This window comes from Caballeronia sp. NK8 (assembly GCF_018408855.1).
GTDB lineage: Bacteria > Pseudomonadota > Gammaproteobacteria > Burkholderiales > Burkholderiaceae > Caballeronia.
Map to the genome: position 1 here is coordinate 409300 of NZ_AP024323.1, position 25458 is coordinate 434757.

Annotated in this window: 27 protein-coding genes; 21 read left to right on the plus strand and 6 right to left on the minus strand. The window is 63.4% G+C overall.

The features are described from left to right. The first annotated feature begins 1 nt into the window (after position 1). The 4 genes from NK8_RS16500 to NK8_RS16515 all read left to right on the plus strand — a co-directional run bounded on the left by NK8_RS16500 (position 2) and on the right by NK8_RS16515 (position 3458). A complete protein-coding gene (locus NK8_RS16500) occupies positions 2 to 574 on the plus strand; it encodes a HutD family protein (RefSeq protein ID WP_162067196.1) in 573 nt (190 codons plus the stop codon). Positions 575 to 615: 41 nt separating this feature from the next. After that, positions 616 to 1995, plus strand: a complete 1380-nt coding sequence (locus NK8_RS16505) for a formimidoylglutamate deiminase (protein WP_162067197.1) — start codon at positions 616 to 618, stop codon at positions 1993 to 1995. Between the two features lie 16 nt (positions 1996 to 2011). Beyond that, the gene (gene hutG / locus NK8_RS16510) at positions 2012 to 2827 is read left to right on the plus strand and encodes an N-formylglutamate deformylase (protein WP_213230048.1); all 816 of its coding nucleotides are present in this window, start codon (positions 2012 to 2014) and stop codon (positions 2825 to 2827) included. A 307-nt stretch (positions 2828 to 3134) separates the two neighbouring features. Then, positions 3135 to 3458 carry a DUF4148 domain-containing protein gene (locus tag NK8_RS16515; RefSeq protein WP_162068213.1) on the plus strand — a complete coding sequence of 108 codons (324 nt, stop codon included), beginning with the start codon at positions 3135 to 3137 and terminating at the stop codon, positions 3456 to 3458. Positions 3459 to 3477: 19 nt separating this feature from the next. On the opposite strand, the gene NK8_RS16520 is transcribed toward NK8_RS16515, so the two are convergent. Together NK8_RS16520 and NK8_RS16525 are read right to left on the minus strand one after the other, a co-directional pair. Beyond that, positions 3478 to 3654 (minus strand): hypothetical protein, encoded by a 177-nt coding sequence (locus NK8_RS16520; RefSeq protein WP_213230049.1) that lies wholly within the window; start codon positions 3652 to 3654, stop codon positions 3478 to 3480. Beyond that, positions 3651 to 4358, minus strand: a complete 708-nt coding sequence (locus NK8_RS16525; RefSeq protein ID WP_213230050.1) for a TetR/AcrR family transcriptional regulator — start codon at positions 4356 to 4358, stop codon at positions 3651 to 3653. Before NK8_RS16525 ends, NK8_RS16520 begins: the two co-directional genes overlap by 4 nt. Positions 4359 to 4409: 51 nt before the next feature. On the opposite strand from NK8_RS16525, the gene NK8_RS16530 reads away from it, so the two are divergent. The 9 genes from NK8_RS16530 (at position 4410) to NK8_RS16570 (ending at position 13827) form a co-directional block, all read left to right on the plus strand. Beyond that, positions 4410 to 4721, plus strand: a complete 312-nt coding sequence (locus NK8_RS16530; protein ID WP_213230051.1) for a hypothetical protein — start codon at positions 4410 to 4412, stop codon at positions 4719 to 4721. Between the two features lie 12 nt (positions 4722 to 4733). After that, on the plus strand, positions 4734 to 6014 hold the full coding sequence (locus tag NK8_RS16535; protein ID WP_213230052.1) for a Zn-dependent hydrolase: 1281 nt from the start codon (positions 4734 to 4736) through the stop codon (positions 6012 to 6014). An 86-nt stretch (positions 6015 to 6100) separates the two neighbouring features. Further along, entirely contained in the window at positions 6101 to 7435 is a 1335-nt protein-coding gene (locus NK8_RS16540; protein ID WP_213230053.1) for an NAD(P)-dependent oxidoreductase, read from the plus strand. Positions 7436 to 7456: 21 nt separating this feature from the next. Then, on the plus strand, positions 7457 to 8743 hold the full coding sequence (gene preA / locus NK8_RS16545) for an NAD-dependent dihydropyrimidine dehydrogenase subunit PreA (RefSeq protein WP_213230055.1): 1287 nt from the start codon (positions 7457 to 7459) through the stop codon (positions 8741 to 8743). 67 nt (positions 8744 to 8810) lie between these two features. Further along, positions 8811 to 10298, plus strand: coding sequence for an NCS1 family nucleobase:cation symporter-1 (locus tag NK8_RS16550; protein WP_213230057.1), 1488 nt, complete (start codon positions 8811 to 8813; stop codon positions 10296 to 10298). Positions 10299 to 10358: 60 nt separating this feature from the next. Beyond that, positions 10359 to 11822, plus strand: a complete 1464-nt coding sequence (gene hydA / locus NK8_RS16555; protein WP_213230060.1) for a dihydropyrimidinase — start codon at positions 10359 to 10361, stop codon at positions 11820 to 11822. Between the two features lie 125 nt (positions 11823 to 11947). After that, positions 11948 to 12712 carry a CDP-diacylglycerol diphosphatase gene (locus NK8_RS16560; protein WP_225936315.1) on the plus strand — a complete coding sequence of 255 codons (765 nt, stop codon included), beginning with the start codon at positions 11948 to 11950 and terminating at the stop codon, positions 12710 to 12712. A 109-nt stretch (positions 12713 to 12821) separates the two neighbouring features. Next, the gene (locus NK8_RS16565) at positions 12822 to 13097 is read left to right on the plus strand and encodes a BrnT family toxin (RefSeq protein ID WP_213230063.1); all 276 of its coding nucleotides are present in this window, start codon (positions 12822 to 12824) and stop codon (positions 13095 to 13097) included. Between the two features lie 421 nt (positions 13098 to 13518). Then, positions 13519 to 13827, plus strand: a complete 309-nt coding sequence (locus NK8_RS16570; protein ID WP_225936316.1) for a BrnT family toxin — start codon at positions 13519 to 13521, stop codon at positions 13825 to 13827. A gap of 137 nt (positions 13828 to 13964) precedes the next feature. Here NK8_RS16570 and NK8_RS16575 read toward each other — a convergent pair whose 3' ends face one another. The 3 genes from NK8_RS16575 to NK8_RS16585 form a co-directional block, all read right to left on the minus strand. Further along, positions 13965 to 14297, minus strand: coding sequence for a hypothetical protein (locus NK8_RS16575; RefSeq protein WP_213230065.1), 333 nt, complete (start codon positions 14295 to 14297; stop codon positions 13965 to 13967). 94 nt (positions 14298 to 14391) lie between these two features. Beyond that, entirely contained in the window at positions 14392 to 15633 is a 1242-nt protein-coding gene (locus NK8_RS16580) for an aspartate carbamoyltransferase (protein WP_301549885.1), read from the minus strand. A gap of 81 nt (positions 15634 to 15714) precedes the next feature. Continuing rightward, positions 15715 to 16134 carry a secondary thiamine-phosphate synthase enzyme YjbQ gene (locus tag NK8_RS16585; protein WP_213230069.1) on the minus strand — a complete coding sequence of 140 codons (420 nt, stop codon included), beginning with the start codon at positions 16132 to 16134 and terminating at the stop codon, positions 15715 to 15717. Positions 16135 to 16231: 97 nt separating this feature from the next. Between NK8_RS16585 and NK8_RS16590 the strand changes: the two genes are divergently transcribed. The 3 genes from NK8_RS16590 (at position 16232) to NK8_RS16600 (ending at position 18999) form a co-directional block, all read left to right on the plus strand. Beyond that, on the plus strand, positions 16232 to 16717 hold the full coding sequence (locus NK8_RS16590) for a BON domain-containing protein (protein ID WP_213230071.1): 486 nt from the start codon (positions 16232 to 16234) through the stop codon (positions 16715 to 16717). Between the two features lie 166 nt (positions 16718 to 16883). Beyond that, positions 16884 to 18200, plus strand: coding sequence for a nodulation protein NfeD (locus tag NK8_RS16595; RefSeq protein WP_213230392.1), 1317 nt, complete (start codon positions 16884 to 16886; stop codon positions 18198 to 18200). 25 nt (positions 18201 to 18225) lie between these two features. Next, positions 18226 to 18999 (plus strand): slipin family protein, encoded by a 774-nt coding sequence (locus NK8_RS16600; protein ID WP_213230073.1) that lies wholly within the window; start codon positions 18226 to 18228, stop codon positions 18997 to 18999. On the opposite strand, the gene NK8_RS16605 is transcribed toward NK8_RS16600, so the two are convergent. Beyond that, positions 18996 to 19532: a carboxymuconolactone decarboxylase family protein gene (locus tag NK8_RS16605; RefSeq protein WP_213230075.1), complete on the minus strand. Its 537-nt coding sequence runs from the start codon at positions 19530 to 19532 to the stop codon at positions 18996 to 18998. The genes NK8_RS16600 and NK8_RS16605 overlap by 4 nt on opposite strands. Before the next feature lie 180 nt (positions 19533 to 19712). Between NK8_RS16605 and NK8_RS16610 the strand changes: the two genes are divergently transcribed. From NK8_RS16610 to NK8_RS16630, 5 genes are all read left to right on the plus strand, one after another. After that, positions 19713 to 20642, plus strand: coding sequence for a LysR family transcriptional regulator (locus NK8_RS16610; protein WP_162068215.1), 930 nt, complete (start codon positions 19713 to 19715; stop codon positions 20640 to 20642). A 153-nt stretch (positions 20643 to 20795) separates the two neighbouring features. Beyond that, on the plus strand, positions 20796 to 21887 hold the full coding sequence (locus NK8_RS16615) for an HlyD family secretion protein (RefSeq protein WP_213230077.1): 1092 nt from the start codon (positions 20796 to 20798) through the stop codon (positions 21885 to 21887). A gap of 11 nt (positions 21888 to 21898) precedes the next feature. Beyond that, positions 21899 to 23473, plus strand: a complete 1575-nt coding sequence (locus NK8_RS16620; protein WP_213230079.1) for a DHA2 family efflux MFS transporter permease subunit — start codon at positions 21899 to 21901, stop codon at positions 23471 to 23473. Between the two features lie 27 nt (positions 23474 to 23500). Continuing rightward, a complete protein-coding gene (locus NK8_RS16625) occupies positions 23501 to 24964 on the plus strand; it encodes an efflux transporter outer membrane subunit (RefSeq protein ID WP_213230081.1) in 1464 nt (487 codons plus the stop codon). Beyond that, on the plus strand, positions 24961 to 25410 hold the full coding sequence (locus NK8_RS16630) for a PaaI family thioesterase (protein WP_061174488.1): 450 nt from the start codon (positions 24961 to 24963) through the stop codon (positions 25408 to 25410). Before NK8_RS16625 ends, NK8_RS16630 begins: the two co-directional genes overlap by 4 nt. The last annotated feature ends 48 nt before the right edge of the window (positions 25411 to 25458 follow it).

A 25458-nucleotide genomic window follows, 5' to 3' on the forward strand; every position in this document is an offset into this window, starting at 1 on the left:
CATGACGATCATTCGCGCCGCTTCGCTCACGCCCGCGCCGTGGAAAAACGGCGGCGGCGTCACGCGCGAGATCGCGGCGGGGCCGCAAGGCGCCTCGTTCGATGCCTTCGCGTGGCGTCTGTCGCTCGCCGACGTGGCGTCCGACGGCGCGTTCTCGACCTTCGCGGGCGTCGATCGCGTGCTCGTACTGCTCGATGGCGCGGGCATGCGTCTGACCGAAGCCGATGGCCGCGCGCACACGCTCGACACATCGCTTGCGAGCGCGCGCTTCGCCGGCGAAACGCCGATCCACGCGACGCTCATCGACGGCCCGACGCGCGATTTCAACGTGATGGTGCGGCGCGACCGCGCCCGCGCGACGGTCGATGTCCACCACGCTTCCTGCGCGCTCACGCCCGCTCACGAGCTGACGTTCATCCACTGCGCGCGCGGCAGGATCGATGTCAAAGCCGACGACGACGCACGCCATACGCTCGAAGCAGGCGACACGCTGTGTCTCGACCGTGCGACCGCGCTGGACTGCGAGGTGAAAAAGGGCGCATCGTGGCTGCACGTCGGTATCGACAGGGTGTAAAGACGGCGAACAGCCGCGCATCGACATAAGAAGGAGACAGGATGAACGCATTCTTCGCGGACCACGCGCGCCTCGCCGAAGGCTGGCGGCGCGACGTGCTGCTCGAATGGGACGACGGCGGCACGCTCGTGCGCGTCGCGCCGGACAGCGCGCCGCCGGCGGGCGTCGAACGTGCGAAAGGGCCGGTCGTGCCCGGCATGCCGAATCTCCACTCGCACGCCTTCCAGCGTGCGATGGCAGGCCTCACCGAATATCGCGCGAGCGTCGCCGATACGTTCTGGAGCTGGCGCGATCTCATGTACCGCTTCGCCGCGAGAATCGGTCCCGAATCGCTCGCGGATATCGCGCACTGGCTCTACATCGAGATGCTGAAGGCGGGCTATACGTCGGTGTGCGAGTTCCATTACGTGCATCACGCACCCGATGGCGCGCCCTACGCGAACCGCGCCGAACTCGCCGAGCGCGTCGTCGATGCAGCCGAGCGCGCGGGCATCGGCATCACGATGTTGCCGGTGCTGTACGAATACAGCGGCTTCAACAAGAGCGCGCCGCGCGAGGATCAGCGGCGCTTTCTGAACACGCCCGACACGCTGCTTGCATTGATCGACGCGCTCGCCCGCGCGCGGCCCGAAAACGGCGCGCGCCGATACGGTGTCGCGCCGCATTCGCTGCGGGCCGTCGGAGGCGAATCGCTCGCGGCGGTCCTCGAAGAGCTCGATGCGCGCTTCGATCATGCGCCGGTGCATATCCACGTGGCGGAACAGGTCGCCGAAGTGGAGGCGTGCGTGGCCGCGACGGGGCATCGTCCGGTCGAATGGCTTCTCGAACGCTTCAACGTCGACGAGCGCTGGTGCCTCGTGCACGCGACGCACGTCGATGCACACGAATGCGCGCGGCTCGCGGCGAGCGGCGCGGTCGCGGGACTGTGTCTCACGACCGAAGCGAATCTCGGCGACGGCGTGTTTCCGTCGCGCGATTATCTCGATGCGGGCGGGCGCATCGGCATTGGCTCGGATAGTCATGTCGGCGTCGACTGGCGCTCGGAACTGCGTTTGCTCGAATACGGCCAGCGGCTGTGCCGTCGCCAGCGCAACGTGCTGGCATCGCCGACGCAGAGCCGTCCCGCCGACCGTCTTTTCGACGCCGCGCTCGATGGCGGCGCGCACGCGACCGGGCGGCCTGTCGGCGCGCTCGCGCAGGGAAAGCGCGCCGACTGGCTCGTGCTCGACGACGCGCATCCGGGCATCGGCGGCCATGCGCGCGACACCTGGCTGTCGAGCGCGGTGTTCTGCGAGCATGGCGAGACGCCGATCCGCGATGTCTTCGTGTCGGGGCGCAAGGTGATCGATGCGCGCCGCCACGCGCAGGAAGACGAGGCGCTCACGCGCTATCGCGCCGCGTTGCGCGACTTGCTGGGTTGAACCTTAAGGTCATCTCATGAACGAATCTTCGATTTTCACGCTGGAACACGGCAGCGCGCCGCTGCTGATTTCGATTCCGCACCGGGGCACGCAGATTCCTTGCGCGCTTGCCGCCGAGATGACGCCGATTGCGCAGCGCGTCGAGGATTGCGACTGGCATCTCGAACGGCTTTATGCATTCGCGCGCGATCTGGGCGCATCGATCCTGACGCCGGCATATTCGCGCTATGTGATCGATTTGAACCGTCCGCCCGACGACGCGAATCTCTATCCCGGCCGCGACACCACGGGACTGTGTCCGGTCGATACCTTCGACAAGGCGCCGCTCTACAAGCCGGGCCGCGAGCCGTCGCGCGAACAGATCGACGCGCGCCGCGCGATGTACTGGCAGCCGTATCACGATGCGCTCGCTCGCGAACTCGACGCCTTGCGGCAGGCGCATGGCCGCGTGCTGTTGTGGGAAGCGCATTCGATCCGCTCGGTGGTGCCGCGCTTCTTCGACGGACGCCTGCCCGATTTCAACTTCGGCACGGTGGACGGCGCGTCGGCGGCGCCGGGGCTGGCCGAGCATCTCGCAGGGATCGTCGAGCGCGATGGCCGTTATTCGACGGTGGCCAACGGGCGCTTCAAGGGCGGCTACATCACGCGGCGGTATGGCCGGCCCGGAGAGGGCGTGCACGCGCTTCAACTCGAACTGACGCAAGTCAGCTACATGGAAGAATCGGCGCCGTTCGCTTACGACGAAGCGCGCGCGAGTCGGGTTCAGCCGCTGTTGCGCGAGCTGGTAACGGCCGCGCTTGCCTATATGACGACCGCGGCGGCTGGCGCGTGAATGGCGAATTGCTGGCGAAGCCGTAATGACGGTATGCGCTGGAATCGATTGCGCACATCTTTCGAAAAGTGCATATCCATTAAAAACAACAACTTAGACCGCGCTTTGCGTCCGGATCGGCGGATCGCGCGAATCACGCCGCGAAACGCATTGTTGCGGTCCGGACAATTATGTTTCGTTAAAATTGGGGTTTCCCCTAAGGTCGATGCCTCCTACACTGTTTTCAAGCGAAACGAAATCAGAAACTACTTAAAAAGCTTCCGATTCGGTTTCGATTTCAAAACAAGACTATTGGAGGTTCATCATGATCAAGGCTTTCGTTCCCGCACTCGTCATCGCCAGCGCTCTGGCCGCTCCGACTTTCGCATTCGCACAGGACAACGCGCCGCTGACCCGCGCTCAAGTCCGCGCCGAACTGGTTCAACTGGAAAAGGCCGGCTACAACCCGTCGGAAGATCGCGTGAACTACCCGCAGAATCTTCAGGCCGCGCAAGCGCGTGTGAACGCTGAAAACGGCGTTTCGGCTTACGGTCCTTCGACGGCCGGCACGTCGCAATCGGGTGCGGCGGCTCCGGTGGCGCGCGCTAACGTGTCGATGTCGGATCGCAACTCGGTCTACTTCGGTCACTGATCGGAGCGCCACTTGGCGCTCAACCAGGCAGTAGCAGCAGGCAGTAGCGGTAGATGTGCAGCAAAGCGTTGGCAGTAGCAATACCATGCGAGAAATGCAGTTGCAGTACCGCAGTGAAGCTGTAGAGCAGTAGCGCAGTAACGCAGTAAGCAGCAAGTCGAACGCCGGCCGCTATCGAGCGACCGGCGTTTTTCATTGCGCGTCGTGTTTTTCTTCGACGCGCGGAGACACCGCCCCGCACGCGCGAATCACGAGGCGCACGACTTCCTCCGTCTGTTCATCGAAGGCTTTGCGCGTGAGCGCGCGCTTGCCCTTGAGCGCACGAATCTGCGCGTCGAAGTCGGCATAGTGTTGCGTGATCGCCCAGATCATGAACATGAACGTGTCCGGCTCGACCGGCGCGAGCAAGCCGCGCGCGATCCAGCTTTCGATCACCGTCACGCGCGTATCGAGCCACGGCTTCACGCGCTCGTTGAGGATGTCCTGCATGTGATGCGCGCCGTGGATGATCTCGCTCGCCCACACTTTCGAGCCGAGCGGTCTTCTCCTCGACAACTCCATCTTCGCGCGCACATAGCCGCCGATCGCGTCGACGGGATCGTCGCTGCATTCGAAAGTGTCCGCCGCGCGATGCCAGTCCTCGAACAGGTCTTCCAGCACGCGACGATAGAGCGCGAGCTTTGTCGGAAAGTAGTAGTGCAGGTTGGCCTTCGGCAAGCCGGCGCGTTCGGCGATCATCGCCGTGCTCGCGCCTTCCAGCCCTTTCTCCGCGAAAACTTCTTCGGCGCAGGCCAGAAGCTGCGCTTCGTTGCTCTCGCGAATCTGCGCCTTGCGCCGTCGCAAGGGTGGCGCAGTGTCCGCGTTTTCCCGGACGTGGTCCGCCGTGTCGTCGTGTTTCATCGTCGAATTCTTGTCCCGTGTGTGCCGCATCGTGCCTGAATCGCGCCGTTCGTGCACGCCGCGCTGCATCGCGACGAAATCTTCGCCAGAACCAGCGCCAGCGGATGCTGCATTGCAATGGCACGCTTATCGCTTGACGGTTTTCGTGTTTGCCCGCGCACGAAAGACGTTGATTTGCTTATTTTAATCGGCTACAACCTGTCCAACTGGACAGGATTTGAAGAACGCTCGAAGCATCAGAAAAAGCGTCGCCGGCAACATTCATCGCATAACAGAAACCGTGCACCGGGCGCGTGCGGCATTGCACCGCGAACGCCCGGCATGCACGAAACGAAGTCACTCACATACGAAGTCAGATCGTAAGGAGCGAGGCGAATGAACGCTGTAACGGATGCAATCAGAGAGGCTGGTCTCGATACGTCCATCAGGGTCAACGGTCAACGTCTATGGAACAGCCTGATGACGATGGCCAAAATCGGCGCGACACCGAAAGGCGGCGTCTGCCGTCTCGCGCTGACCGATCTCGACAAGGAGGGGCGCGACCTCATCGTTAGTTGGGCGAAGGAAGCGGGCTGCACGGTGAGCGTCGATCAGATGGGCAATGTGTTCATGCGCCGCGCGGGGCGCAACCTCGACGCATTGCCCGTGATGACCGGCTCGCACGCCGATTCCCAACCGACCGGCGGACGCTTCGACGGCATCTACGGCGTGCTCGGCGGGCTCGAAGTGATCCGCACGCTCAACGATCGCGGCATCGAAACCGAACATCCGATCGAAGTCGTCATCTGGACCAACGAAGAAGGTTCGCGCTTCGCCCCGGCGATGGTCGCATCGGGCGTGTTCGCGGGCGTGTTCTCGCTCGATTACGGCCTCTCGCGCAAGGACGTCGATGGCAAGACGATCGGCGAGGAACTGAAGCGCATCGGCTATGCGGGCGATCTGCCGTGCGGCGGCCGCAAGCTGCATGCGGCGTTCGAACTGCATATCGAGCAAGGGCCGATTCTCGAAGCCGAGGACAAGACGATCGGCGTCGTGACCGATGCGCAAGGCCAGCGCTGGTACGAGATCACGCTGACGGGCCAGGAAGCGCACGCAGGCCCCACGCCGATGCCGCGCCGCAAGGACGCGCTGCTCGGCGCGTCGCGCGTGGTGGATCTCGTGAACCGCATCGGCCTCGACCATGCGCCGCTCGCGTGCGCGACGGTCGGCATGATGCAGGTGCATCCGAACTCGCGCAACGTGATTCCCGGCCGCGTGTTCTTCACCGTCGATTTCCGTCATCCCGACGATGCCGTGCTCGCGCGCATGGACGCCGCGCTGCGTGAAGGCGTCGAGCGCATCGCGGGCGCGATCGGCCTGTCGACCGAACTCGAACAGATCTTCTACTACGAACCCGTGAAGTTCGATGCCGCTTGCGTGGCTTCCGTGCGCGCGGCGGCGCAGCGCTTCGGCTATTCGCATCGCGACATGGTGTCGGGCGCGGGCCACGACGCGTGCTATCTCTCGCAGGTCGCGCCGACCTCGATGGTGTTCGTGCCTTGCGTCGACGGCATCAGCCATAACGAAATCGAAGACGCGTCGCTGGAATGGATCGAGGCGGGCGCGAACGTGCTGCTGCACGCGATGCTGGAGCGCGCGTCGGAACCGGCTTCGTAGGCAGCGCTTTTCTCTTTTACCTTCAGCACCGTCCGCGTCACGACACGCGGACGGCGGGTAGTCGTACGTCTTCACAAGGAACGCGCATGACCCTGAAACAGACCGGCGATATCGCGAGCCATCGCCTCACGCACGAGCAACTCGCATGCGAATTCGCGGACGTCGCGCCGCTGCTCGACGCTACTGCCGCGGCAGCCGCCGCGAGCCGCTGCCACTACTGCTACGACGCGCCATGCGTGCAGGCGTGCCCGACGAGCATCGACATTCCTGGCTTCATCCGCAAGATCGGCAACGGCAACCTGAAGGGCGCGGCCGTCGATATTCTGTCGGCGAATCCGCTCGGCGGGATGTGCGCGCGCGTGTGCCCGACCGAGATTCTTTGCGAAGGTAGTTGCGTGCGCAATCATCCGGGCGACGAACCCGTGAAAATCGGCGCATTGCAACGTCACGCGACCGATTGGGCGATGGAGAAGGGCGTCGCGTTGTTCAAGCGCGCGCCGGAGACCGGACGACGCATCGCGATCGTCGGCGCAGGACCGGCGGGGCTCGCGTGCGCGTACCGGCTTGCATTGGCCGGACATCGCGCGGTGATTTTCGATGCGCGCGAGAAGCCCGGTGGCCTCAACGAATACGGCATCGCCGCGTACAAGACGGTCGAGGACTATGCGCAGCGCGAGATCGAATGGCTGTATTCGATCGGCGGTATCGAGATCAAAGCGGGGCAGTCGCTCGGCCGCGACTTCACGCTCGACGAGTTGCGCAAGCAGTACGACGCGGTGTTCATCGCGTTCGGTCTCGCGGGCGTGCGTGAGCTCGGGCTCGAAGGCGCATCGCTCGATGGCGTGATGGACGCGGTCGATTTCATCGAACAAGTGCGTCAGGCCGATGACCTCGCGAGCGTGGCGGTCGGACGGCGCGTGGTCGTGATCGGCGGTGGCAATACCGCGGTCGATGCGTGCGTGCAAAGCCGGAAGCTCGGCGCGACCAACGTGACGATGGCGTACCGGCGCGGCGTCGAGAACATGAGCGCGACGTGGGCCGAGCGCGAGTTCGCGCAGACCAACGGCGTGAGCATCGTCACGCACGCGAAGCCCGTGCGATTGATCGGCGATAACGGTGTCGTGACCGGCGTCGAGTTCGAGCGTGACGCGCAACGCTTCGTGATCGAAGCGGACATGGTGCTGAAGGCGATCGGTCAGACGCTCGTGCCGATCGGCGTCGACCGGGCGCTGCTGACGCTCGACGAAGGGCGCATCGTGACCGATGAAAACCGTCAGACGACGCTCGCGAAAGTGTGGGCCGGCGGCGATTGCGCGACCCATGAAGGACTCGATCTCACCGTGCAGGCCGTGCAGGACGGCAAGCTCGCGGCGGCGTCCATCGACGCCTCGTTCGAGCTGACTGCGATCAAGGCCGCCTGACCGATAAAGGAGCGAAAAAACATGGCCGATCTGACTTGCAACATTGCCGGCATCACGTCGCCGAATCCTTTCTGGCTCGCGTCCGCGCCGCCCACCGACAAGGCCTACAACGTCAACCGCGCGTTCGAGGCGGGCTGGGGCGGCGTCGTGTGGAAGACGCTCGGGCTCGATCCGCACGTAGTCAACGTGAGTTCGCGCTATGGCGCGGTGCAATGGAACGGGCAGCGCATCGCGGGGCTGAACAACATCGAACTGATCACCGACCGTCCGCTCGACGTGAACCTTCGCGAGATCGAGCAGGTGAAGCGCGACTGGCCCGACCGCGCGCTGATCGTCTCGCTGATGGTGCCGTGCAACGAACGTGACTGGAAGTGGATTCTCACGCAGGTGGAGGATACGGGCGCGGACGCGGTCGAACTGAACTTCGGCTGCCCGCACGGGATGAGCGAGCGCGGCATGGGCGCGGCAGTGGGACAGGTGCCCGAATACATCGAGATGGTCACGCGCTGGGTGAAGGAAGGCACGAAGCTGCCGTGCCTCGTGAAGCTCACGCCGAACATCAGCGATATCCGCATGGGCTCGCGCGCGGCATTCAAGGGCGGGGCGGATGGCGTGTCGCTGATCAACACGATCAACTCGATCGTGGCGGTCGATCTCGATCAGATGGCGCCGATGCCGACCGTCGATGGCAAGGGCACGCACGGCGGTTATTGCGGTCCGGCTGTGAAGCCGATCGCGCTCAACATGGTCGCGGAAATCGCGCGCGATCCCGAGACGCCGAATCTGCCGATCTCGGGCATCGGCGGGATTTCATCGTGGCGCGATGCGGCCGAGTTCATGGTGCTCGGCGCGGGCAGCGTACAGGTATGCACGGCGGCGATGCACTACGGCTTTCGCATCGTCTCCGATCTCGCCGATGGCCTCTCGAACTGGATGGACGAGAAAGGCTACGCGACGCTCGACGACATTCGCGGCCGCGCGGTGGCGAACGTGACGGACTGGAAGTATCTCAATCTCAAGTACGACATCAAGGCGCGCATCGATCAGGACAAGTGCATCCAGTGCGGGCTGTGTTATATCGCCTGCGAGGACACGTCGCATCAGGCGATCCTGAAGGAGAAGGACGGCAAGCGGCATTTCGAAGTGGTGGATTCGGAATGCGTCGGCTGCAATCTGTGCATGCATGTGTGCCCGGTCGAGCAGTGCATCACGATGGAACGCGTCGATGCCGGCGAATACGCGAACTGGACCACGCATCCGAACAATCCGGCTCGCGTCGTGGCAGAGGAGCCCGCGAAAGCGGCGTGAACATAAGCAGCGCTCGTCGTCGTTGAATTTTCCATGATCAACAGCACACTCAAGCGGAGTGCATCCGATGAATCAGACAGCGCATAACGTCGAGACGAGCAGTCTGTACAACGAGGACCTCGCACCGACCGGCCCGGCGCAGCGCACCTGGAAGTGGTATCACTTCGCGGCGCTATGGGTCGGCATGGTGATGAACATCGCGTCGTACATGCTGGCTGCGGGTCTCACCGATCAGGGCATGTCGCCGTGGCAGGCGGTCGCGACGGTATTGCTCGGCAACGTGATCGTGCTGGTGCCGATGTTGCTGATCGGCCACGCGGGGGCGAAGCACGGCATTCCGTATGCGGTGCTCGTGCGGTCGTCGTTCGGCACGCAGGGCGCGAAGCTGTCGGCGTTGCTGCGCGCGATCGTCGCGTGCGGATGGTACGGCATTCAAACGTGGTTGGGCGGCAGTGCGATCTATACGCTCCTGAATATCCTCACCGGCAACGCCATGCACGGCGCGGCGCTGCCCCTGATCGATATTTCGCTCGGTCAGCTCGCGTGTTTTCTCGTGTTCTGGGCGCTGCAACTCTACTTCATCTGGCACGGCACGGATTCGATTCGCTGGCTCGAAAGCTGGTCGGCGCCGATCAAGGTCGTGATGTGCGTCGCGCTCGTCTGGTGGGCGACGACGAAGGCGGGCGGCATCGGCTCGATGCTTTCGGCGCCTTCGCAGTTCGTTGTTGGCGGCAAGAAGGAAGGCCTTTTCTGGGCGACGTTCTGGCCGGGCCTCACGGCGATGGTCGGCTTCTGGGCGACGCTTGCGCTCAATATTCCCGACTTCACGCGCTTTGCCCGTTCGCAGCGCGATCAGGTGATCGGGCAATCGATCGGACTGCCTTTTCCGATGGCGCTGCTTTCGGTGATTTCGGTCGTGGTGACTTCGGCAACGGTCGTGATCTATGGCAAGGCGATCTGGGACCCGATCGATCTTACGAGCCGCATGACGGGCGTCGGCGTGGGGGTCGCGCTGGTCATCCTCACGCTCGATACGATGTGCTGCAATCTCGCTGCAAATCTCGTCGGGCCTGCTTATGATTTTTCGAGTCTCTGGCCGAAGGGGATTTCTTATCGCGCGGGCGGCATGATCACGGCGACGATCGCCATCGTCATGATGCCGTGGAAGATTCTCGCGACCACGCAAGGGTATATCTTCACCTGGCTCGTCGGGTATTCGGCGCTGCTCGGGCCGGTTGCGGGCATCATGATGGTCGATTACTTTTTCATTCGCGGCACAGAGCTCGATCATCGCGAACTCTTCGATGAAGACGGGGAGTATTCGTATAGCGGCGGCTGGAATATCGCGGCGGTCGTCGCGCTTCTGGTCGGCGTGTTGCCGAATTTGCCGGGGTTCTTGCATACCGCGTTTCCGGCTTCGTTTCCGGGCGTGCCGGGCTTCTTCAATACGCTCTACACGTATGCGTGGTTCGTGGGGCTCGTGCTTGCCGCTATCGTCTATGGGTCGTGGATGAAGTTGCGGGGGAGCCCGCGGGCCGGCGTTTTGAGTGCCTGAGATTTTTTCGATTCCATAGAAGCACGAACGAACCAACCGAACAACCCCCAGGAGACTTTCATGCCTATCCTGATCCGCGGCGGCACGATCATCGACGCCGACCGCACCTACCGCGCCGACGTGCTCTGCGCAGACCCGCAAGCGGGCGGAACGATCCTCGCCATCGGCACCGATCTCGACCTCCCCGCCGATACACAGATCGTCGACGCCGGTGGCCAGTACATCATGCCCGGCGGTATCGATCCGCATACTCACATGGAACTGCCCTTCATGGGCACCACCGCAAGCGACGACTTCTACACCGGCACGGCGGCGGGGCTGTCGGGCGGCACGACGAGCATCATCGACTTCGTGATTCCGAGCCCGAAGCAGCCGCTCATGGACGCGTTCAAGGAATGGCGCGGCTGGGCCGAAAAGGCATCGGCGGATTACGGCTTTCACGTTGCGGTGACGTGGTGGGACGAGTCCGTGCATCGCGACATGGGCCTGCTCGTGCACGAACACGGCGTGTCGAGCTTCAAGCACTTCATGGCCTACAAGAACGCGATCATGGCCGACGACGAAGTGCTCGTGAACAGCTTCACGCGCTCGCTCGAACTCGGCGCGCTGCCGACGGTGCACGCGGAAAACGGCGAGCTCGTCTTTCAGTTGCAGAAGCAACTGCTCGCGAAGGGCTTCACAGGGCCGGAAGCGCATCCGTTGTCGCGTCCGCCCGAAGTGGAGGGTGAGGCGGCCAATCGAGCGATCCGCATCGCCCAAGTGCTCGGCGTGCCGCTCTATATCGTGCACGTATCGGCGAAAGATGCCGTCGATGTGATCGCGAAGGCGCGCAACGACGGGCTGCGCGTGTTCGGCGAAGTGCTGCCGGGACATCTCGTGATCGATGAATCGGTGTACCGCGATCCGGACTGGACGCGCGCTGCCGCGCACGTGATGAGCCCGCCGTTTCGCACGAGCGAGCATCGCGAAGCGCTGTGGCGCGGCCTGCAATCGGGTCAACTGCATACGACGGCGACCGATCACTGCGTGTTCTGCGCATCGCAGAAGGCGATGGGACGCGAGGACTTCACGCGCATCCCCAACGGCTGCGGCGGGGTGGAGGATCGCATGTCGGTGCTGTGGCATCACGGCGTCAACATGGGACGTCTCACGCCGAACGAGTTCGTGCGCGTGACCTCGACCAATGCCGCGCAGATCTTCAATCTCTATCCGCGCAAGGGCGCGGTGCAGGTGGGCGCGGACGCGGACCTCGTCGTATGGGATCCGGCGGCGACGCGCACGATCTCCGTGAAGACGCATCATCAGAAGGTGGACTTCAACGTCTTCGAAGGCATGACGGTGCAAGGCGTCGCGACGCACACGCTCACGCGCGGCGCGCTCGCATGGGCGAACGGCGATCTGCGCGCGGAGCGCGGCGCCGGGCAGTATCTGAAGCGTCCGCCGAACGCGTCGTACTTCGAGGCGGCGCGCGTCGCGAACAAGCTGAAGGAACCGCATCCGGTGAATCGCGCCGAAGCGGCCTGAGTCGCGTTTGCCGAAAAAGCCCCGGCGTCCTCGTGACGCGGGGCTTTGTCGCGTTTCGAAGCGCTTTCACGCGCTTGCAAGCATAATCCGGCAGGCTGTTTATCTTTCGCCGCCCGATCATGCCGATGAAAAGCAAAACGACACTCCGCTTCCTCGCCGCGCTAGGCGTCCTCTGTCTGCCGCTCGCGTGCGCGGCCAATCCGAACGCGCTGTGGGAGATCGTCCACGATTATTGCGAGCCTGCCGCCGAGGGCGCGCACGTGCAGCAGAAATGCGCGGACGTGAATCTTCCGGGCGGTTATGCGGTGCTGAAGGATATCGTCGGCATCGCGCAGTTTCTGCTGATTCCGACGGCGCGCGTGAGCGGCATCGAAAGCCCCGAATTGCTCCAGCCGAATGCGCCGAACTACTTTCGCGATGCGTGGCATGCGCGCGTGTATGTGGACCGAGCGCTGCGTCGCACGTTGCCGCGCGATGAGGTTTCGCTCGCGATTAATTCCGCGAGCGGGCGCACGCAGAACCAGTTGCATATTCATATCGATTGCCTCGCGTCCGATGTCGCGCAGACGCTGCGCGAAGTGGGTCCGGGCATCGGCACCGAGTGGGCGCCGCTGCCGGTGCGGCTGCGCGGCCATGTCTACAGCGCGATCCGCATCGACGACGCCGATCTCGCCCATACCGATCCCTTCAGGCTTGTCGCACCCTATGCCGCCCGTCGCGGCCAGACGATGGGCGAACAGACGCTGTTGCTCGCAGGCGCCGTGCGCGGCGATGGCGCGCCTGCATTCTTTCTGCTCAACGATCACGTCCAGCCGGGCAACTGGGCGTCGTCGGAAGAGTTGCAGGATCACACGTGCTCGTTAGCCAATCGGTCTATAGAAAAGCCCTGAGGTTTTCAGAAGAATGAAGTGACGCGAATCGTTCGGACTTCGGATTAATCGCAATCCGCAAATCAGAACTTTCGCGCCTTGTCACATCTACTTCTGGGAACCACAATGAATGCACTTCGACATCACGTTTGACCCGTTGAAGGACGCGATCAATCGGATACAGCATGGCGTGTCGCTTGACCTTGCGGAAGAAATCGCATGGGATGGTGTCGTGCCGAGGCTGGACGGTCGTCGCGATTACGGAGAGGTTCGCGAAGTTGGATTCGCGCTGATTCGCGGCCACATTTTCTGCGTGGTGTACACGCTTAGAAGCAAAAAGCGGCGCATCATCAGTCTGCGCCGTGCCAACAAAAGAGAGATAAACCGATATGCGACAAACGTATAAAGGATACATCCTTCCCACGCCTGAAGAAGAGGCCGAGATTCAGCGAGGCATCGAACTTGATCCGGATACGTGGAATCTTTCCTACGATGACTTTCTGAAACTGAAAATATCCCCCCGTTATCAGCAAGAGCGGTCGATGGCTAGCGAGCCGTCGGCAGCGTGACGTTTAACCCGCGCCGCGCGTGCTTGATCGACGCGCAAACACGCGCGTGATCTCGTTAGCATGCGCTCCAAACGGGCAGTTGAGCGTCGTCGGAAAAGTTGCAGAAGCATACGTGCTCGTTAGCCAATCGGTCTATAGAAAAGCATTGAGGTTTTCAGAAAAATGAAGTGACGCGAATCGTTCGGACTTCGGATTAATAGCAATCCGCAAATCAGAATTTTCGCGCCTTGTCACTTCTACTTCTGGGAACCGCAATGAATGCACATCGACATCACGTTTGACCCGTTGAAGGACGCGATCAATCGGATTCAGCACGGCGTGTCGCTTGACCTTGCGAGAGAGATCGCATGGGACGACGTCGTGCTGGAGGTAGACGACCGTCGGGATTATGGAGAGGTTCGTGAGGTGGGCTACACACCTATCCGCGGCCGAATATTCTGCGTGGTCTTCACGTGGAGAAACGAGACGCGGCGCATCATCAGCCTGCGCCGCGCCAACGACAGAGAGGTAAATCGAAATGCAAAGAACCGTAAATGGCTTCATCCTTCCCACGCCCGAGGAGAATGAAGAAATCAATCGAGGCATTGCGCTGGATCCGGACACATGGGAGCTTTCCGATGAAGAATTCGCGCGGATGAAGCCCTACGCCGAATTCATGCGTGAGCATCATCCGGATCTGATCGAGTCATCGAAAGCATGAGCTGTCAATCCGCGCCGCGCGTGCATGCCCGATGCGCAAACACACGCGGCGCGATTTCCTCGACACACGCTTCCGGCAGCACACGTTTCAACGTGCGCAGCGTGAACGCGAGGTCCTCTCTGGCCGTATCGAATTCGAGCCGCAACTCGCAGCCTTCACGCTGCGCCTGACTTACATAAATCCCGAGCGGCGAATGAAACAGCGCGCGGATACGCTCTCGCGACGCCTCGCTATCCGCGAATCGAGCCAGCGCCAGAATGCGAACCCGCTGGCACGCGCCGAAACCTTCAGCATGTAATTTTCCACGGCTGGCAACCCATGCAAGCGACATATCCATGACTGTTGCTCCCTCACGTATTCCTTGTGTAGAAGCATAGGCCGCCTTTAATAAACGTCACGCCAAGAGATGGGTGCGGCGTGTAAAAAACGTATCAATCGAAGCCTTGGAACACGGCATCGTCCGGGCCGATCGAAGCGGGCGATTTCCACGCCGCGTCGCGCATCGAATGGCGCACCTGATGCTCGACGCCCAGCAGCACCGCGAAAATCGCCATTCGCACCGCAATGCCGTTGTCGGTCTGGCGAAAGATCGCGAGGCGCGAGTCGTGGTTCAGGTCGGTGGCGAGATCGTTCGCGCCGGGGCGGCTGTCGCGCGGCAGCGGATGCATGATGAGCGTGTCGCGACCGCATGCATCGTCGACGAGCGCCCGATTGATCTGGAAATCCGGCGTATAGCCTTCGATGGACTCATCGGCGAAACGCTCTTTCTGAATGCGCGTCGCGTACACGACGTCCGCGCCCACGAGTCCCGCGCGCAGGTCGCTCGTCTGCTCGATCACGTGATCGCCGCGCGTGATGCGATCGACGATATGCGCCGGCATCTCCAGCGAGCGCGGCGACACGAGCGTGAACTTCAGCCCCTTGTAGAGCGAGAGCAGCTTGGCGAGCGAATGCACGGTGCGGCCGTATTTGAGATCGCCGACCATCGCGATATGCGCGCCATCGACGATTTTTCCGAGCCGCGAAAACTCGCGCTGGATCGTGTACAGATCCAGCAGCGCCTGGCTCGGATGCTCGCCCGGACCGTCGCCGGCATTGATGACGGGGATATTCGTCGCGCGCGCGAATTCGGCGACCGAGCCTTGCTCCGGATGCCGCACGACGATCGCGTCCGCATAGCCGCTGATGACGCGGCTCGTGTCGTAGATCGACTCGCCCTTCGCCATCGACGAAAAGGTGAAGCCGGTCGTGTCGCAGACCGAGCCGCCCAGCCGCGCGAACGCCGCGCCGAAGCTCACGCGGGTGCGCGTGCTGGCTTCGAAGAACAGATTGGCGAGCACCGCGCCTTCGAGCACGCGCGTGATCTTCTTGCGGCGCGCGATGGGCTGCATCATGTCCGCCGTGCGGAACAGCGCTTCAGCCGATTCGCGCGAAAACTGGTCGATCGAGAGCAGTTGCGGCCGGCCTTCGAATTCGATTGTCTGATATGCGCTTTGCGTATATGCGGACGCGTCCGGCATGCCGCCCAGAATCTCTCCGACATAGCGCGCCGCGATTTCCGGCATCGCGCGCGATTCCGGCGATTCGTCCGGCAGCAGCCACGTATCGAGCGCCCGCCGCGTCACACCGATGCGCGCGGCGAACGCGTCGCGGGTCATGTTCAGACGCCGCATGGCGTCGCGAAGAATCGTCTGCTGCTGGAGATCTTGAGTCACCGTCACCGCTCCCAGAATATACGCGGTGCGTATACTAGGTCACTCGCCGATCAGATGCAAGACGAGTTCGCGATCTTGCTGCGCCGTCCGATGCTCGAATACGTAGATCCCTTGCCACGTACCGAGCACCATCCGGCCGGCCTCGACCGGAATCGACAGCTGCACGGTGGTGAGCGCGGTGCGCAGATGCGCGGGCATGTCGTCGGGGCCTTCGGTGTCGTGCACGTAACGGCCGGGCGCCTCCGGCGCCACCGTTTCGAAATAGCGCTCGAGGTCCGCGCGCACGTCGGGGTCGGCGTTCTCCTGAATCAGCAGCGATGCCGACGTATGGCGGCAAAACAGCGTGAGCAGGCCGGTGCGGACGTCCTGAAGATCGATCCAGTGATCGATGTCGCGGGTGACTTCGTGCAGGCCGCGCGAGCCTGTCGCGACCGTCAGATGATGAAGTGCCTGTTTCATGTCGGTCTCGCTGCGAGAGTGGCCACACGGTGAGTTTACCGGCTTCTCCGCGCAACGTTATGCTGTCTGGACGATGGCTCGTTCAGAGGCGCGCACGATGAACAAGAGGCTTTCAAAAGGCAGAACGGTGTTCGCGCTCGCCGTGCTGGCCGCGTCATCGCTCGCATCGCGCGCCGACGACACGCGGGAGAACCGCGGCAACGATCCCTTTCTGCACGTATCGAGCGCGATAGCGGATTGCGCCGCGCCGCTCGGCCCGCTCGAAACAACGCAGGAATGGCTCGACGAAGCGCATTACCGCATCGAGCGCGGCAACAGTTGCTGGATCGCGGGCCGCTGCCGTCTCGCGAACAGCTACGACTACGACAAGGAAATCGCCGAAAGCGTGACGCGGCGTCTGAATTCCCTGAACGCGTCGCTGCAGTGGCGCGAGAAAACGAGCCTGTGGCTCACGCTGCAGCGCCGCTTCATCTATCTCGACGGCTGCGTGTCGCGCGATTTCGACGAGGCGCGCTTCGTATCGGCGCTCGGCGAGACGGCCGATGTCGAAAAAGTCATCGACCGCACGACACGGCGGCCGTGATCGCGTAATTGGCCTAAGCTGAAAGGGAGACCGAACACGAGGAACCGTGACGCGCCCGCGTCTGCGGTTTTCGCCGATGAGAACGAACCTCGCTGACTGGCTGTGGAGGCGCGTGTGCCGCGCGCTGCTGCTGTTCGCGTGCCTGTTCACGCCGTTAAGCACGCCGATGAGCGCAGCCGCCGCCGCGCCGGTCGTCGTGATTCCGCTCAAAGGCGCGATCGGCCCGGCGAGCGCGGATTTCGTCGTGCGCGCGCTCGCCCGCGCCGCCGACGAACACGCGCAACTTGCCGTGCTCGAACTCGACACGCCGGGCGGACTCGATCTCTCGATGCGCTCGATCATTCAGGCGATTCTCGCGTCGCCGGTGCCGGTCGCCGCGTTCATCGCGCCGAGCGGCGCGCGCGCGGCGAGCGCGGGCACGTACATCACCTACGCGAGCCATATCGCGGCGATGGCGCCCGGCACGAATCTCGGCGCGGCGTCGCCGGTTCAACTCGGCCTGGGCGGATCGGAGCGCGAGCCGGCGGGTGCGAGCAAGGCCGCGACCGCACAGTCGACCGAAACCCGCAAGCAGATGCAGGACGCCGCCGCCTACATACGCGGCCTCGCGCAATTGCGCGGGCGCAACGTGCAATGGGCCGAGCGCGCGGTGCGCGAAGCGGTGGCGCTCTCGGCGACGGAAGCGCTGGAGCAGAAAGTGATCGACCTGACCGCCAGCGACGTGCCCGATCTGCTCGCGAAACTCGACGGCCGGCGCGTGACCACCGCGAGCGGGGCTCACGTGCTCGCGACGAAGCAGGCGCCTCTGCTCGCGCTGCAACCGGACTGGCGCAGCCGCTTTCTCGCGACGATCACGGACCCGAGCGTCGCGCTCATTCTGATGATGATCGGCATGTACGGGCTCTTCTTCGAGTTCGCCAATCCCGGCATGGTGCTGCCGGGCGTCGCGGGCGCGATCTGTCTGCTGGTCGGATTGTTCGCTCTGCAACTCTTGCCCATCAATTTCGTCGGACTGGGATTGATCGTGCTCGGACTGGGCTTTCTGGTCGCGGAAATGTTTCTGCCGACGTTCGGCTCGCTCGGCATCGGCGGAGTGATCGCGTTCGCGATCGGCGCGCTGATGCTGATCGATACCGATGTTCCCGGCTTCGGCGTTCCGATCGGCGTCGTCATCGGGCTCGCGCTGTTTACGGCGCTGTTCGTCTTCACCGTGTCGGGCGTCGCGTTGAAGGCGCGCAAGCGGCCCGTCGTGAGCGGCGCCGAAGCGATGCTCGGCAGTGTCGGCGTGATGCTGACGAACGAAGGCGCGGCGCCCGACGTCGGCAACGGCTGGGCGCGCGTGCAGGGCGAACGCTGGCGCGTGCGCTCGGCCGCGCAGGCGGCATTGCCGGGCGAAGGCGCGCGCGTGCGGGTGCTTTCGCGTCACGGTCTCACGCTGACCGTCGAGCCGCTCGAAGGCGAACGCGAGGTCGGCCATTCCTGAACACATCGACAACGAGGCTTGAAAAATGGGGCTTACTTTTGGTTTCAGCGGGATTCTGATCGCGCTCGTTATTTTCATCGTGGCGTCGGCGGTGCGGATTTTTCGCGAGTACGAACGCGGCGTCGTGTTCATGCTCGGGCGCTTCTGGAAAGTGAAGGGACCGGGACTCGTGCTCATCATTCCGGTCGTGCAGCAGGTCGTGCGCATGGACCTTCGCACCGTCGTGTTCGACGTGCCTCCGCAGGACGTCATCACGCGCGACAACGTCTCGGTGAAGGTGAATGCGGTCGTGTACTTTCGTGTCGTCGATCCGGAGAAGGCGGTGATTCAGGTCGCGCGCTTTCTCGAGGCGACCAGCCAGCTCTCGCAAACCACCTTGCGCGCGATTCTCGGCAAACACGAGCTCGATGAACTGCTGTCCGAGCGCGAGCGTCTCAACAGCGACATCCAGCGCGTGCTCGATTCGCAAACGGACGCGTGGGGCATCAAGGTGTCGAACGTGGAGATCAAGGACGTCGACATCAACGAGACGATGATTCGTGCGATCGCCCGGCAGGCAGAAGCGGAGCGCGAGCGCCGCGCGAAGATCATTCATGCGGAAGGCGAGTTGCAGGCTTCCGAAAAACTCTTGCAGGCGGCGCAGATGCTCGCAAAGGCGCCGCAGGCGATGCAGTTGCGGTATCTGCAAACCCTCACGACGATCGCCGGCGACAAGAACTCGACGATCGTTTTTCCGATACCGATCGATCTCGTGAGTTCCGTGATCGACCGGCTTTCCAAGGGTACCGCGCAGACTTAGACGAGCGCCGGGAAGTCGATCGTCGTGTCGTTCACCCGATTCACGAGGTTCGTGAAGTTGATGACGCTCATCGCGAACAACGCATCGATCACTTGCGCTTCCGAGTAGCCAGCTTCGCGCACTTCGCCCAGACGCGCCGCGTCGATCGTGCCGGTAGAACCCGCAACGTAGCGCACGAACTTCACGAGCGCATCACGCTTCGCATTGCCAGTCGCTTCACCCGCGCGGATCTGTTGCGTTTCCTCTTGCGAAAGCCCGACCATCTTCCCGACGACCGTATGCGCAGCGGCACAGTAATCACAACCCGCGAGTTCGCTGACGGCGAGCTTGATCGCCTCGACATCGGCCTTGCTCAGGCTGCTCTTCGCGAGAATCGCATCGCCGTTCAGCGTGGCGCCGAGCGCGGTAGGGCTGTGCGTGCCGATGGTCGCGTAGGCGTTCGGCACGCGGCCGACTGCCTTCTTGATCGCGGCGAACAGATCGGCGGTGACGCCCGTGGCTTCGTTGACATTGATCTGGGAAAGACGTGACATGGTGTGCTCCTTGGTTCACTGGTTGGCCATCTGGATGGCATGGGTGAACTTTAGGCGCGCGCCGCTCCCGCGTGAATGCTCGCGCGGCTCGTAAAACCGCGCGATCGTCTCATCGTGTCGGGCATGGCGCGCCGCTTCATGCCATGATCGAGGCTCCCCGCACGCATCACGATCACGCACATGGATCATCTGACGAGCCTGAAGGTGTTTTGCACGGTAGTCGAAGCGAAGAGCTTCGCGCGTGCGGCCGACATACTCGGCTTGTCGCCGCCCGTCGTGTCGCGCGCGATCGCGGGCCTCGAAGAGCGGCTCGGCAGCCGGCTCTTTAATCGCACGACGCGGCAGATTTCGCTGACCGAAACCGCCGAGCGTTTTTTCATCGACTGCTCGCGTCTGCTCGACGAACTCCAGGCAATGGAAGAACGCGCGTCCAACCGCGCGAGCGAAGCAACTGGACTGCTGCGGCTCGTCGCCCATACGACGGTCATGACGAGCCGTTACGCGCCGCTCGTCGCCAGCTTCAGGCGCGCGCATCCGCAGGTGCGCCTCGACGTCACGCTGACCGAGCGGCCCATCGATCTCGTCGGCGAAGGCTACGATCTCGCCATCGTGCTGCCTTTCATGCTCTCCACCGATACCGTCGTCACGCGTCTGCTCGAAACCATTCCGCTCGTGCTCGTCGCGAGTCCGGCGTATCTCGCGCAGCGTCCCGCGCCGCGCCATCCGTCCGAACTGGTCGATCACCAGTTCGTGCCGATGTCTCCGTCGATCCGCAAGCCCGCGCTCACGTTTCGCATCGGCGGCGAGGACGTGCGCGTGCCGCTCAATCACGACATCGCGTCGAACAGCGCCGTATTCAATCGCGAGATGGTGCTGCAAGGCCTCGGCATCGGCGTGCTGCCGACCGCGCTGGTCGCGCATGAGGTGGCGGCAGGCAGGCTCGTCACGCTGCTCGATGCCTATGAACGCGTCGATGCGGCCATCGAGATTCGCATCGCGTACAGCACGCGCGCGCTGTTGCCGGCCAAGGTGCGGGCGTTCGTCGAGCACGCAGTGCAGTTTTGCGCCGGCGACAGCCTGCTATCCGACACGCGAAGCCTTACGGCATAAGGCGCTGCGCGATTCTTTCCGGCAGCGTTATTCATTCGTGTGTCCGGTGACAGTTGACTTGGTGCATATGCACAACTAGTCTTCCGGGCTATGACGGGCAGCGGATTTGCCCTTTCTCTCAATCTAGATTGTGCATATGCACTATAATCACAAATGACGACTCCTGTGACGGATCTCCCCTCGGTTGCCGCGCCCGCCCTCGCGCGGCCGGCGCGCAAGATTCCCTGGATGCTGCTCGCGCTCGGCCTGGTCGGGATTGCGTTGATCGCCGCAGCGACATACTGGGCGCTCGTGCTGCGCTTCGTTCAGACGACCGACGATGCCTACGTCGGCGGCGATGTCACCGTGCTCGCGCCAAAGGTGAACGGCTTCGTCACCGATGTGCTCGTGCAGGACAACCAGCGCGTCAAGGCGGGTCAGGTTCTGATCCGCCTCGATTCGCGCGACTACGACGCGCGCCTCGCGCAAGCGGATGCCGAACTGTCGAGCGCCCGCGCGGCGGTCGTCGAGCTGCAGGCCAAGGATGCGCTGCAGGCGGCCGTGATCAATCAGCAGCAGGCGGAAGTGCGCGCATCGTCGGCGGAGCTGACGCGCAGCGGGCAGGACCGGGTGCGCTATCGCGAACTCGTGAAGGACGACGCCGTATCGAACCAGATCGTCGAGCGCGCGGATGCGGACTATACGAAGGCGCAGGCGGCGGTTGATCGCAGCGGCGCGTCGCTGGTTGCGGCGAAGCGTCAGTTGAGCGTCATCGAAGCGCAGATCGCGGATGCGCAGGCGCGTGTCGCGACGGTCGAGGCCGCGCGCCGCGTCGCGGAGCTGAATGTCGAATACTCGACGATCCGCGCGCCCGTCGACGGCTACGTCGGTAATCGCACGGCCCGCGTGGGCGTGCTCGCGAATGTCGGCACGTCGCTCTTGACCGTGGTGCCGTCCACCGGTCTTTGGGTCGACGCCAACTTCAAGGAAGATCAACTGAAGAAGATGCGCGCGGGCGACGAAGCCGACGTCGAACTCGATGCATCGAGCGTGCCGCTCACCGGCCATGTCGAGAGCCTCGCGCCCGCGACCGGCGCGACCTTCAGCGTGCTGCCCGCCGAGAACGCCACCGGCAACTTCACGAAGATCGTGCAGCGCGTGCCCGTGCGAATCCGTCTCGACGTGCCGAAGGGCATGGAAGCCGTGCTGCGTCCGGGGCTTTCCGCGACGGTCAAGGTTCATCTCGCCAGACAGTCGAACGGTTGAGGGGCGCGGCGATGACCCACACCGTTCCCCTCGATCCCACAAGCCAGCCGATCAAACAGCGCGTGTTCGCGTTCGCGCTGATGTGCCTCGGCTTCTTCATGGCGACGCTCGATATCCAGATCGTGGCGTCGTCGCTGAAGGACATCGGCGGCGGCCTGTCCGCGAGTCAGGACGAATTGTCCTGGGTGCAGACCTCGTATCTGATCGCCGAGATCCTCGTCATTCCGATGTCGGGCTGGCTCTCGAAAGTGTTCTCGACGCGCTGGCTGTTCGTCGCGTCGGCGATCGGTTTCACGATCACGAGCATGCTGTGCGGCATCGCGTGGGACATCAATTCGATGATCCTCTTTCGCGGCCTGCAAGGCGCGGCCGGCGCCGCGATGATCCCGACCGTCTTCACGACCGCTTTCGTGCTGTTCCCCGGCAAGCAGCGATTGATTGCATCGACGACGATCGGCGCGCTTGCGTCGCTCGCGCCGGCGGTCGGGCCGGTGATCGGCGGATGGATCACCGATCAATGGTCATGGCACTGGCTCTTCTATCTGAACGTGGTGCCGGGCCTCGTCGTCGCGCTGCTGGTGCCGAAGTATGTGCACGTCGACGAGCCGAATCTTCCGCTGCTGAAGAAGGGCGATTATCTCGGCATCGTGCTGATGTCGGGCTTTCTCGGCTGCCTGGAATACGTGCTCGAAGAAGGGCCGCGCAAGAACTGGTTCGGCGACGATGCGATCATCGTGTGTGCATGGATCTCGGCGATCTGCGGCTTTCTGTTTTTCGTGCACGCGTTCACGGCGAAGGATCCGGTTGTCGATCTGCGCGCGCTCGCGGTGCGCAACTTCGCGATAGGCAGTCTGCTGTCGTTCGTGACGGGCATCGGCATCTTCGTGTCGGTGTTTCTGACGCCGGTGTTTCTCGCGCGCGTGCGCGGCTTCGATTCGCTGGATACGGGTCTCGTGCTGCTTTCCGTCGGTTGCTTCCAGTTGCTGTCGATCGGCGTGTATGCGTTCGCGTCGCGCTTCATCGACATGCGCGTGCTGCTCGCATTCGGTCTGATCTGCTTCGGCGCGGGCTGCTATTTCTATACGCCGTTGACGCACGACTGGGGCTGGCAACAGTTCCTCCTGCCGCAGGCGTTGCGCGGCATCGGCCAGCAGTTCGCGGTGCCGCCCATCGTCACGATGGCGCTCGGTTCGCTGCCGCCGTCGCGCCTCAAATCGGCGAGCGGACTGTTCAATCTGATGCGCAATCTCGGCGGCGCGATCGGTATCGCGGTGAGCGCGACGATGCTCAACGATCGTCTCAACCTGCACTATCTGCGTCTGAACGAGAACGTGACGGTGGGCCGTCCCGTCATCGACGATCTGCTCGCGCGCAGCTCGGCGCATCTCGCATCCGCCGCGGGCGATGCGCTGAATGCGTCGCAAGCGGGCCTCGCATCGTTGCATGCGCTCGTGATGCGCGAAGCGCTCGTGCTGACCTTCGCCGATTGCTTCTACGTGCTCGCGCTGTGCTTCCTGTTCGGCCTGATGACCGTGATGTTCGCGAAGCCGATCACGAGCGCGCCGCCTTCGTCCAATGCACATTGACCCCAGCCCTATGTGGAAGCCTGGAACATGAATAAACTTCTCGTCGCAATACTCGCCTGCGTGACAGGCATGACGCTCGCCGCGTGCGCGGTGCCGCCCGCCACGCACGCGGATCTTCCCGCGACCGTGAACGCGACCGCGCCCGCCGACTGGAGCGTCGATGCGCCGAAGCAGGCCGTCGATCCCACGGCATGGTGGAATCAGTTCAACGATCCGGTCATGCACGAACTCGTTGCGTCGGTGCTCAATGACAACCTGGATCTTCAGGCCGCCGTCGAGCGCGTGAAACAGGCGCAAGCGCTGACGACGCAACGCCGCGCCGCGCTGCTGCCGCAACTGGACGCGGGCGCGGGCGGTTCCTACTCGCGCCAGAACACGCCGCCGCCGCTCGGTTATGTGAAGCAGGGTGGCTTCGGTCTGACACTGAGCTGGACGCCGGATGTGTTCGGCGGTGAGCGTCTGGAGTTGCTGGCATCGCAGGCGCAGCTCGTCGGCCGCGAACACGCCGCCGATCAGATCAGGCTCGCGCTCGCCGCCGACACCGCCGCTGCGTATGTCGATCTGCGCTGGGCGCAGGCCGAACTGAAGATCCTGCAAGACAACCAGGAGATTCGCGAGCGCGCGCTGAAGCTGACGCAACGCCGCCTGCAATACGGCCTGTCGACGAAGCTCGATGTCGCGCGCGCGCAGAATCAGCTGAGCGATCTGCTGTCGCGCATCCCGCGCACGCAGGCGACGATTCAGCATCAGTTGAGCCTGATCGCGGTGTATTCGGGCCGCACGCCGGAATCCGTCGACAAGCTGATGCTCGCGAATGCGGGCGCGGCTCCCGTCATTCCTGTGCCGGCGAGCGGCGCGCCGCAGATGCTCCCGTCCGAAGCGTTGCTGCGCCGCCCCGATGTGCTCGTTGCGTATGCGACTGTGCAGCAGCGCGCGGCGGAAGTGGGCGTCGCGCGGGCGGAGCGCTATCCGAAGTTTTCGCTGCGATTGTCGGATGGCTTGCTGGCGTCGTCGTATCTCGGTTTGCCGACGCTCACCGACAATCTCTTCTCCGCCGCGCTCAACGCGACGAGCCCGATTTTCAACGCGGGCCGCATTACGGCAGAGATCGAGCAGAACGAGAGCCGGATGCGCGAGTCGGAATTGCATCTGCGTCAGACCATGCTCGAAGCGCTGAAGGACGTCGAGGATACGCGCAGCGATCTCGTCAGCACGACCGAATCGACCGCGCGTCTGACCGATGCGCTCGCCGCATCGGACCAATCGCTCACGCTGTCTACGCAGTTGTACAAGGGCGGCGCGGCCAGCTTTCTCGATGTGCTCGACGCGCAGCAATCGTATCTGCGCGATGCCGATGCGCTGAATCAATCGAAGCGTGAACACGCGCTCGCGGCGGTGGCGCTGTATCGCTCGCTTGGTGGCGGCTGGAGCGTGACCGGCGATGACGACGTGATCAAGACCGCTACTGCGAAGATGGAGGCGACCCAATGAGCCTGATCGAAGAAACGGCCGCAGGCCTCGATGGTCTCGCGCAACTGCGCAAGCTGATCGCATCAAAGCGCAAACCTGGCATTCTCGTGTCGCTCGATTTCGATTTCATCGAGGTCGAAGCGGGCAGGGCGGTGTTCGCGGGCGTGCCGGGCGATCATGCGTATAACCCGATCGGCACCGTGCACGGCGGTTATGCTGCGACGCTGCTCGATTCCGCGTGCGGATGCGCGGTGCATTCATGCCTGACCGCGACGCAGGCATACACGACGCTCGAACTGAAGGTCGCTTATCACAAGGCGGTCACGCGCGATTCGGGACTGCTGCGCGCGGAAGGGCGCGTGTTGTCCATCGGGCGCCGCGCCGCATTCGCCGAAGCGACGCTCAAGGACGCGAGCGGCCGGCTGTTCGCATCGGCGACATCGACATTGCTCGTCATGGAACGATAAAAAAGCCCGGTTCCTCGTCAGGGAAACCGGGCCTTCGACGCGAAGAGA

Excerpts from the sequence above, each read along its gene's own strand:
- NK8_RS16500 (WP_162067196.1), top strand. The coding sequence starts at position 2 with ATGACGATCATTCGCGCCGCTTCGCTCACGCCCGCGCCGTGGAAAAAC.
- NK8_RS16505 (WP_162067197.1), top strand. The coding sequence starts at position 616 with ATGAACGCATTCTTCGCGGACCACGCGCGCCTCGCCGAAGGCTGGCGG.
- hutG (WP_213230048.1), top strand. The coding sequence starts at position 2,012 with ATGAACGAATCTTCGATTTTCACGCTGGAACACGGCAGCGCGCCGCTG.
- NK8_RS16520 (WP_213230049.1), bottom strand. The coding sequence starts at position 3,654 with ATGAAAAACGCCGGTCGCTCGATAGCGGCCGGCGTTCGACTTGCTGCT.
- NK8_RS16525 (WP_213230050.1), bottom strand. The coding sequence starts at position 4,358 with ATGAAACACGACGACACGGCGGACCACGTCCGGGAAAACGCGGACACT.
- NK8_RS16535 (WP_213230052.1), top strand. The coding sequence starts at position 4,734 with ATGAACGCTGTAACGGATGCAATCAGAGAGGCTGGTCTCGATACGTCC.
- NK8_RS16540 (WP_213230053.1), top strand. The coding sequence starts at position 6,101 with ATGACCCTGAAACAGACCGGCGATATCGCGAGCCATCGCCTCACGCAC.
- preA (WP_213230055.1), top strand. The coding sequence starts at position 7,457 with ATGGCCGATCTGACTTGCAACATTGCCGGCATCACGTCGCCGAATCCT.
- NK8_RS16550 (WP_213230057.1), top strand. The coding sequence starts at position 8,811 with ATGAATCAGACAGCGCATAACGTCGAGACGAGCAGTCTGTACAACGAG.
- hydA (WP_213230060.1), top strand. The coding sequence starts at position 10,359 with ATGCCTATCCTGATCCGCGGCGGCACGATCATCGACGCCGACCGCACC.
- NK8_RS16560 (WP_225936315.1), top strand. The coding sequence starts at position 11,948 with ATGAAAAGCAAAACGACACTCCGCTTCCTCGCCGCGCTAGGCGTCCTC.
- NK8_RS16565 (WP_213230063.1), top strand. The coding sequence starts at position 12,822 with ATGCACTTCGACATCACGTTTGACCCGTTGAAGGACGCGATCAATCGG.
- NK8_RS16570 (WP_225936316.1), top strand. The coding sequence starts at position 13,519 with ATGCACATCGACATCACGTTTGACCCGTTGAAGGACGCGATCAATCGG.
- NK8_RS16575 (WP_213230065.1), bottom strand. The coding sequence starts at position 14,297 with ATGGATATGTCGCTTGCATGGGTTGCCAGCCGTGGAAAATTACATGCT.
- NK8_RS16580 (WP_301549885.1), bottom strand. The coding sequence starts at position 15,633 with ATGCGGCGTCTGAACATGACCCGCGACGCGTTCGCCGCGCGCATCGGT.
- NK8_RS16585 (WP_213230069.1), bottom strand. The coding sequence starts at position 16,134 with ATGAAACAGGCACTTCATCATCTGACGGTCGCGACAGGCTCGCGCGGC.
- NK8_RS16590 (WP_213230071.1), top strand. The coding sequence starts at position 16,232 with ATGAACAAGAGGCTTTCAAAAGGCAGAACGGTGTTCGCGCTCGCCGTG.
- NK8_RS16595 (WP_213230392.1), top strand. The coding sequence starts at position 16,884 with ATGAGCGCAGCCGCCGCCGCGCCGGTCGTCGTGATTCCGCTCAAAGGC.
- NK8_RS16600 (WP_213230073.1), top strand. The coding sequence starts at position 18,226 with ATGGGGCTTACTTTTGGTTTCAGCGGGATTCTGATCGCGCTCGTTATT.
- NK8_RS16605 (WP_213230075.1), bottom strand. The coding sequence starts at position 19,532 with ATGTCACGTCTTTCCCAGATCAATGTCAACGAAGCCACGGGCGTCACC.
- NK8_RS16610 (WP_162068215.1), top strand. The coding sequence starts at position 19,713 with ATGGATCATCTGACGAGCCTGAAGGTGTTTTGCACGGTAGTCGAAGCG.
- NK8_RS16615 (WP_213230077.1), top strand. The coding sequence starts at position 20,796 with ATGACGACTCCTGTGACGGATCTCCCCTCGGTTGCCGCGCCCGCCCTC.
- NK8_RS16620 (WP_213230079.1), top strand. The coding sequence starts at position 21,899 with ATGACCCACACCGTTCCCCTCGATCCCACAAGCCAGCCGATCAAACAG.
- NK8_RS16625 (WP_213230081.1), top strand. The coding sequence starts at position 23,501 with ATGAATAAACTTCTCGTCGCAATACTCGCCTGCGTGACAGGCATGACG.
- NK8_RS16630 (WP_061174488.1), top strand. The coding sequence starts at position 24,961 with ATGAGCCTGATCGAAGAAACGGCCGCAGGCCTCGATGGTCTCGCGCAA.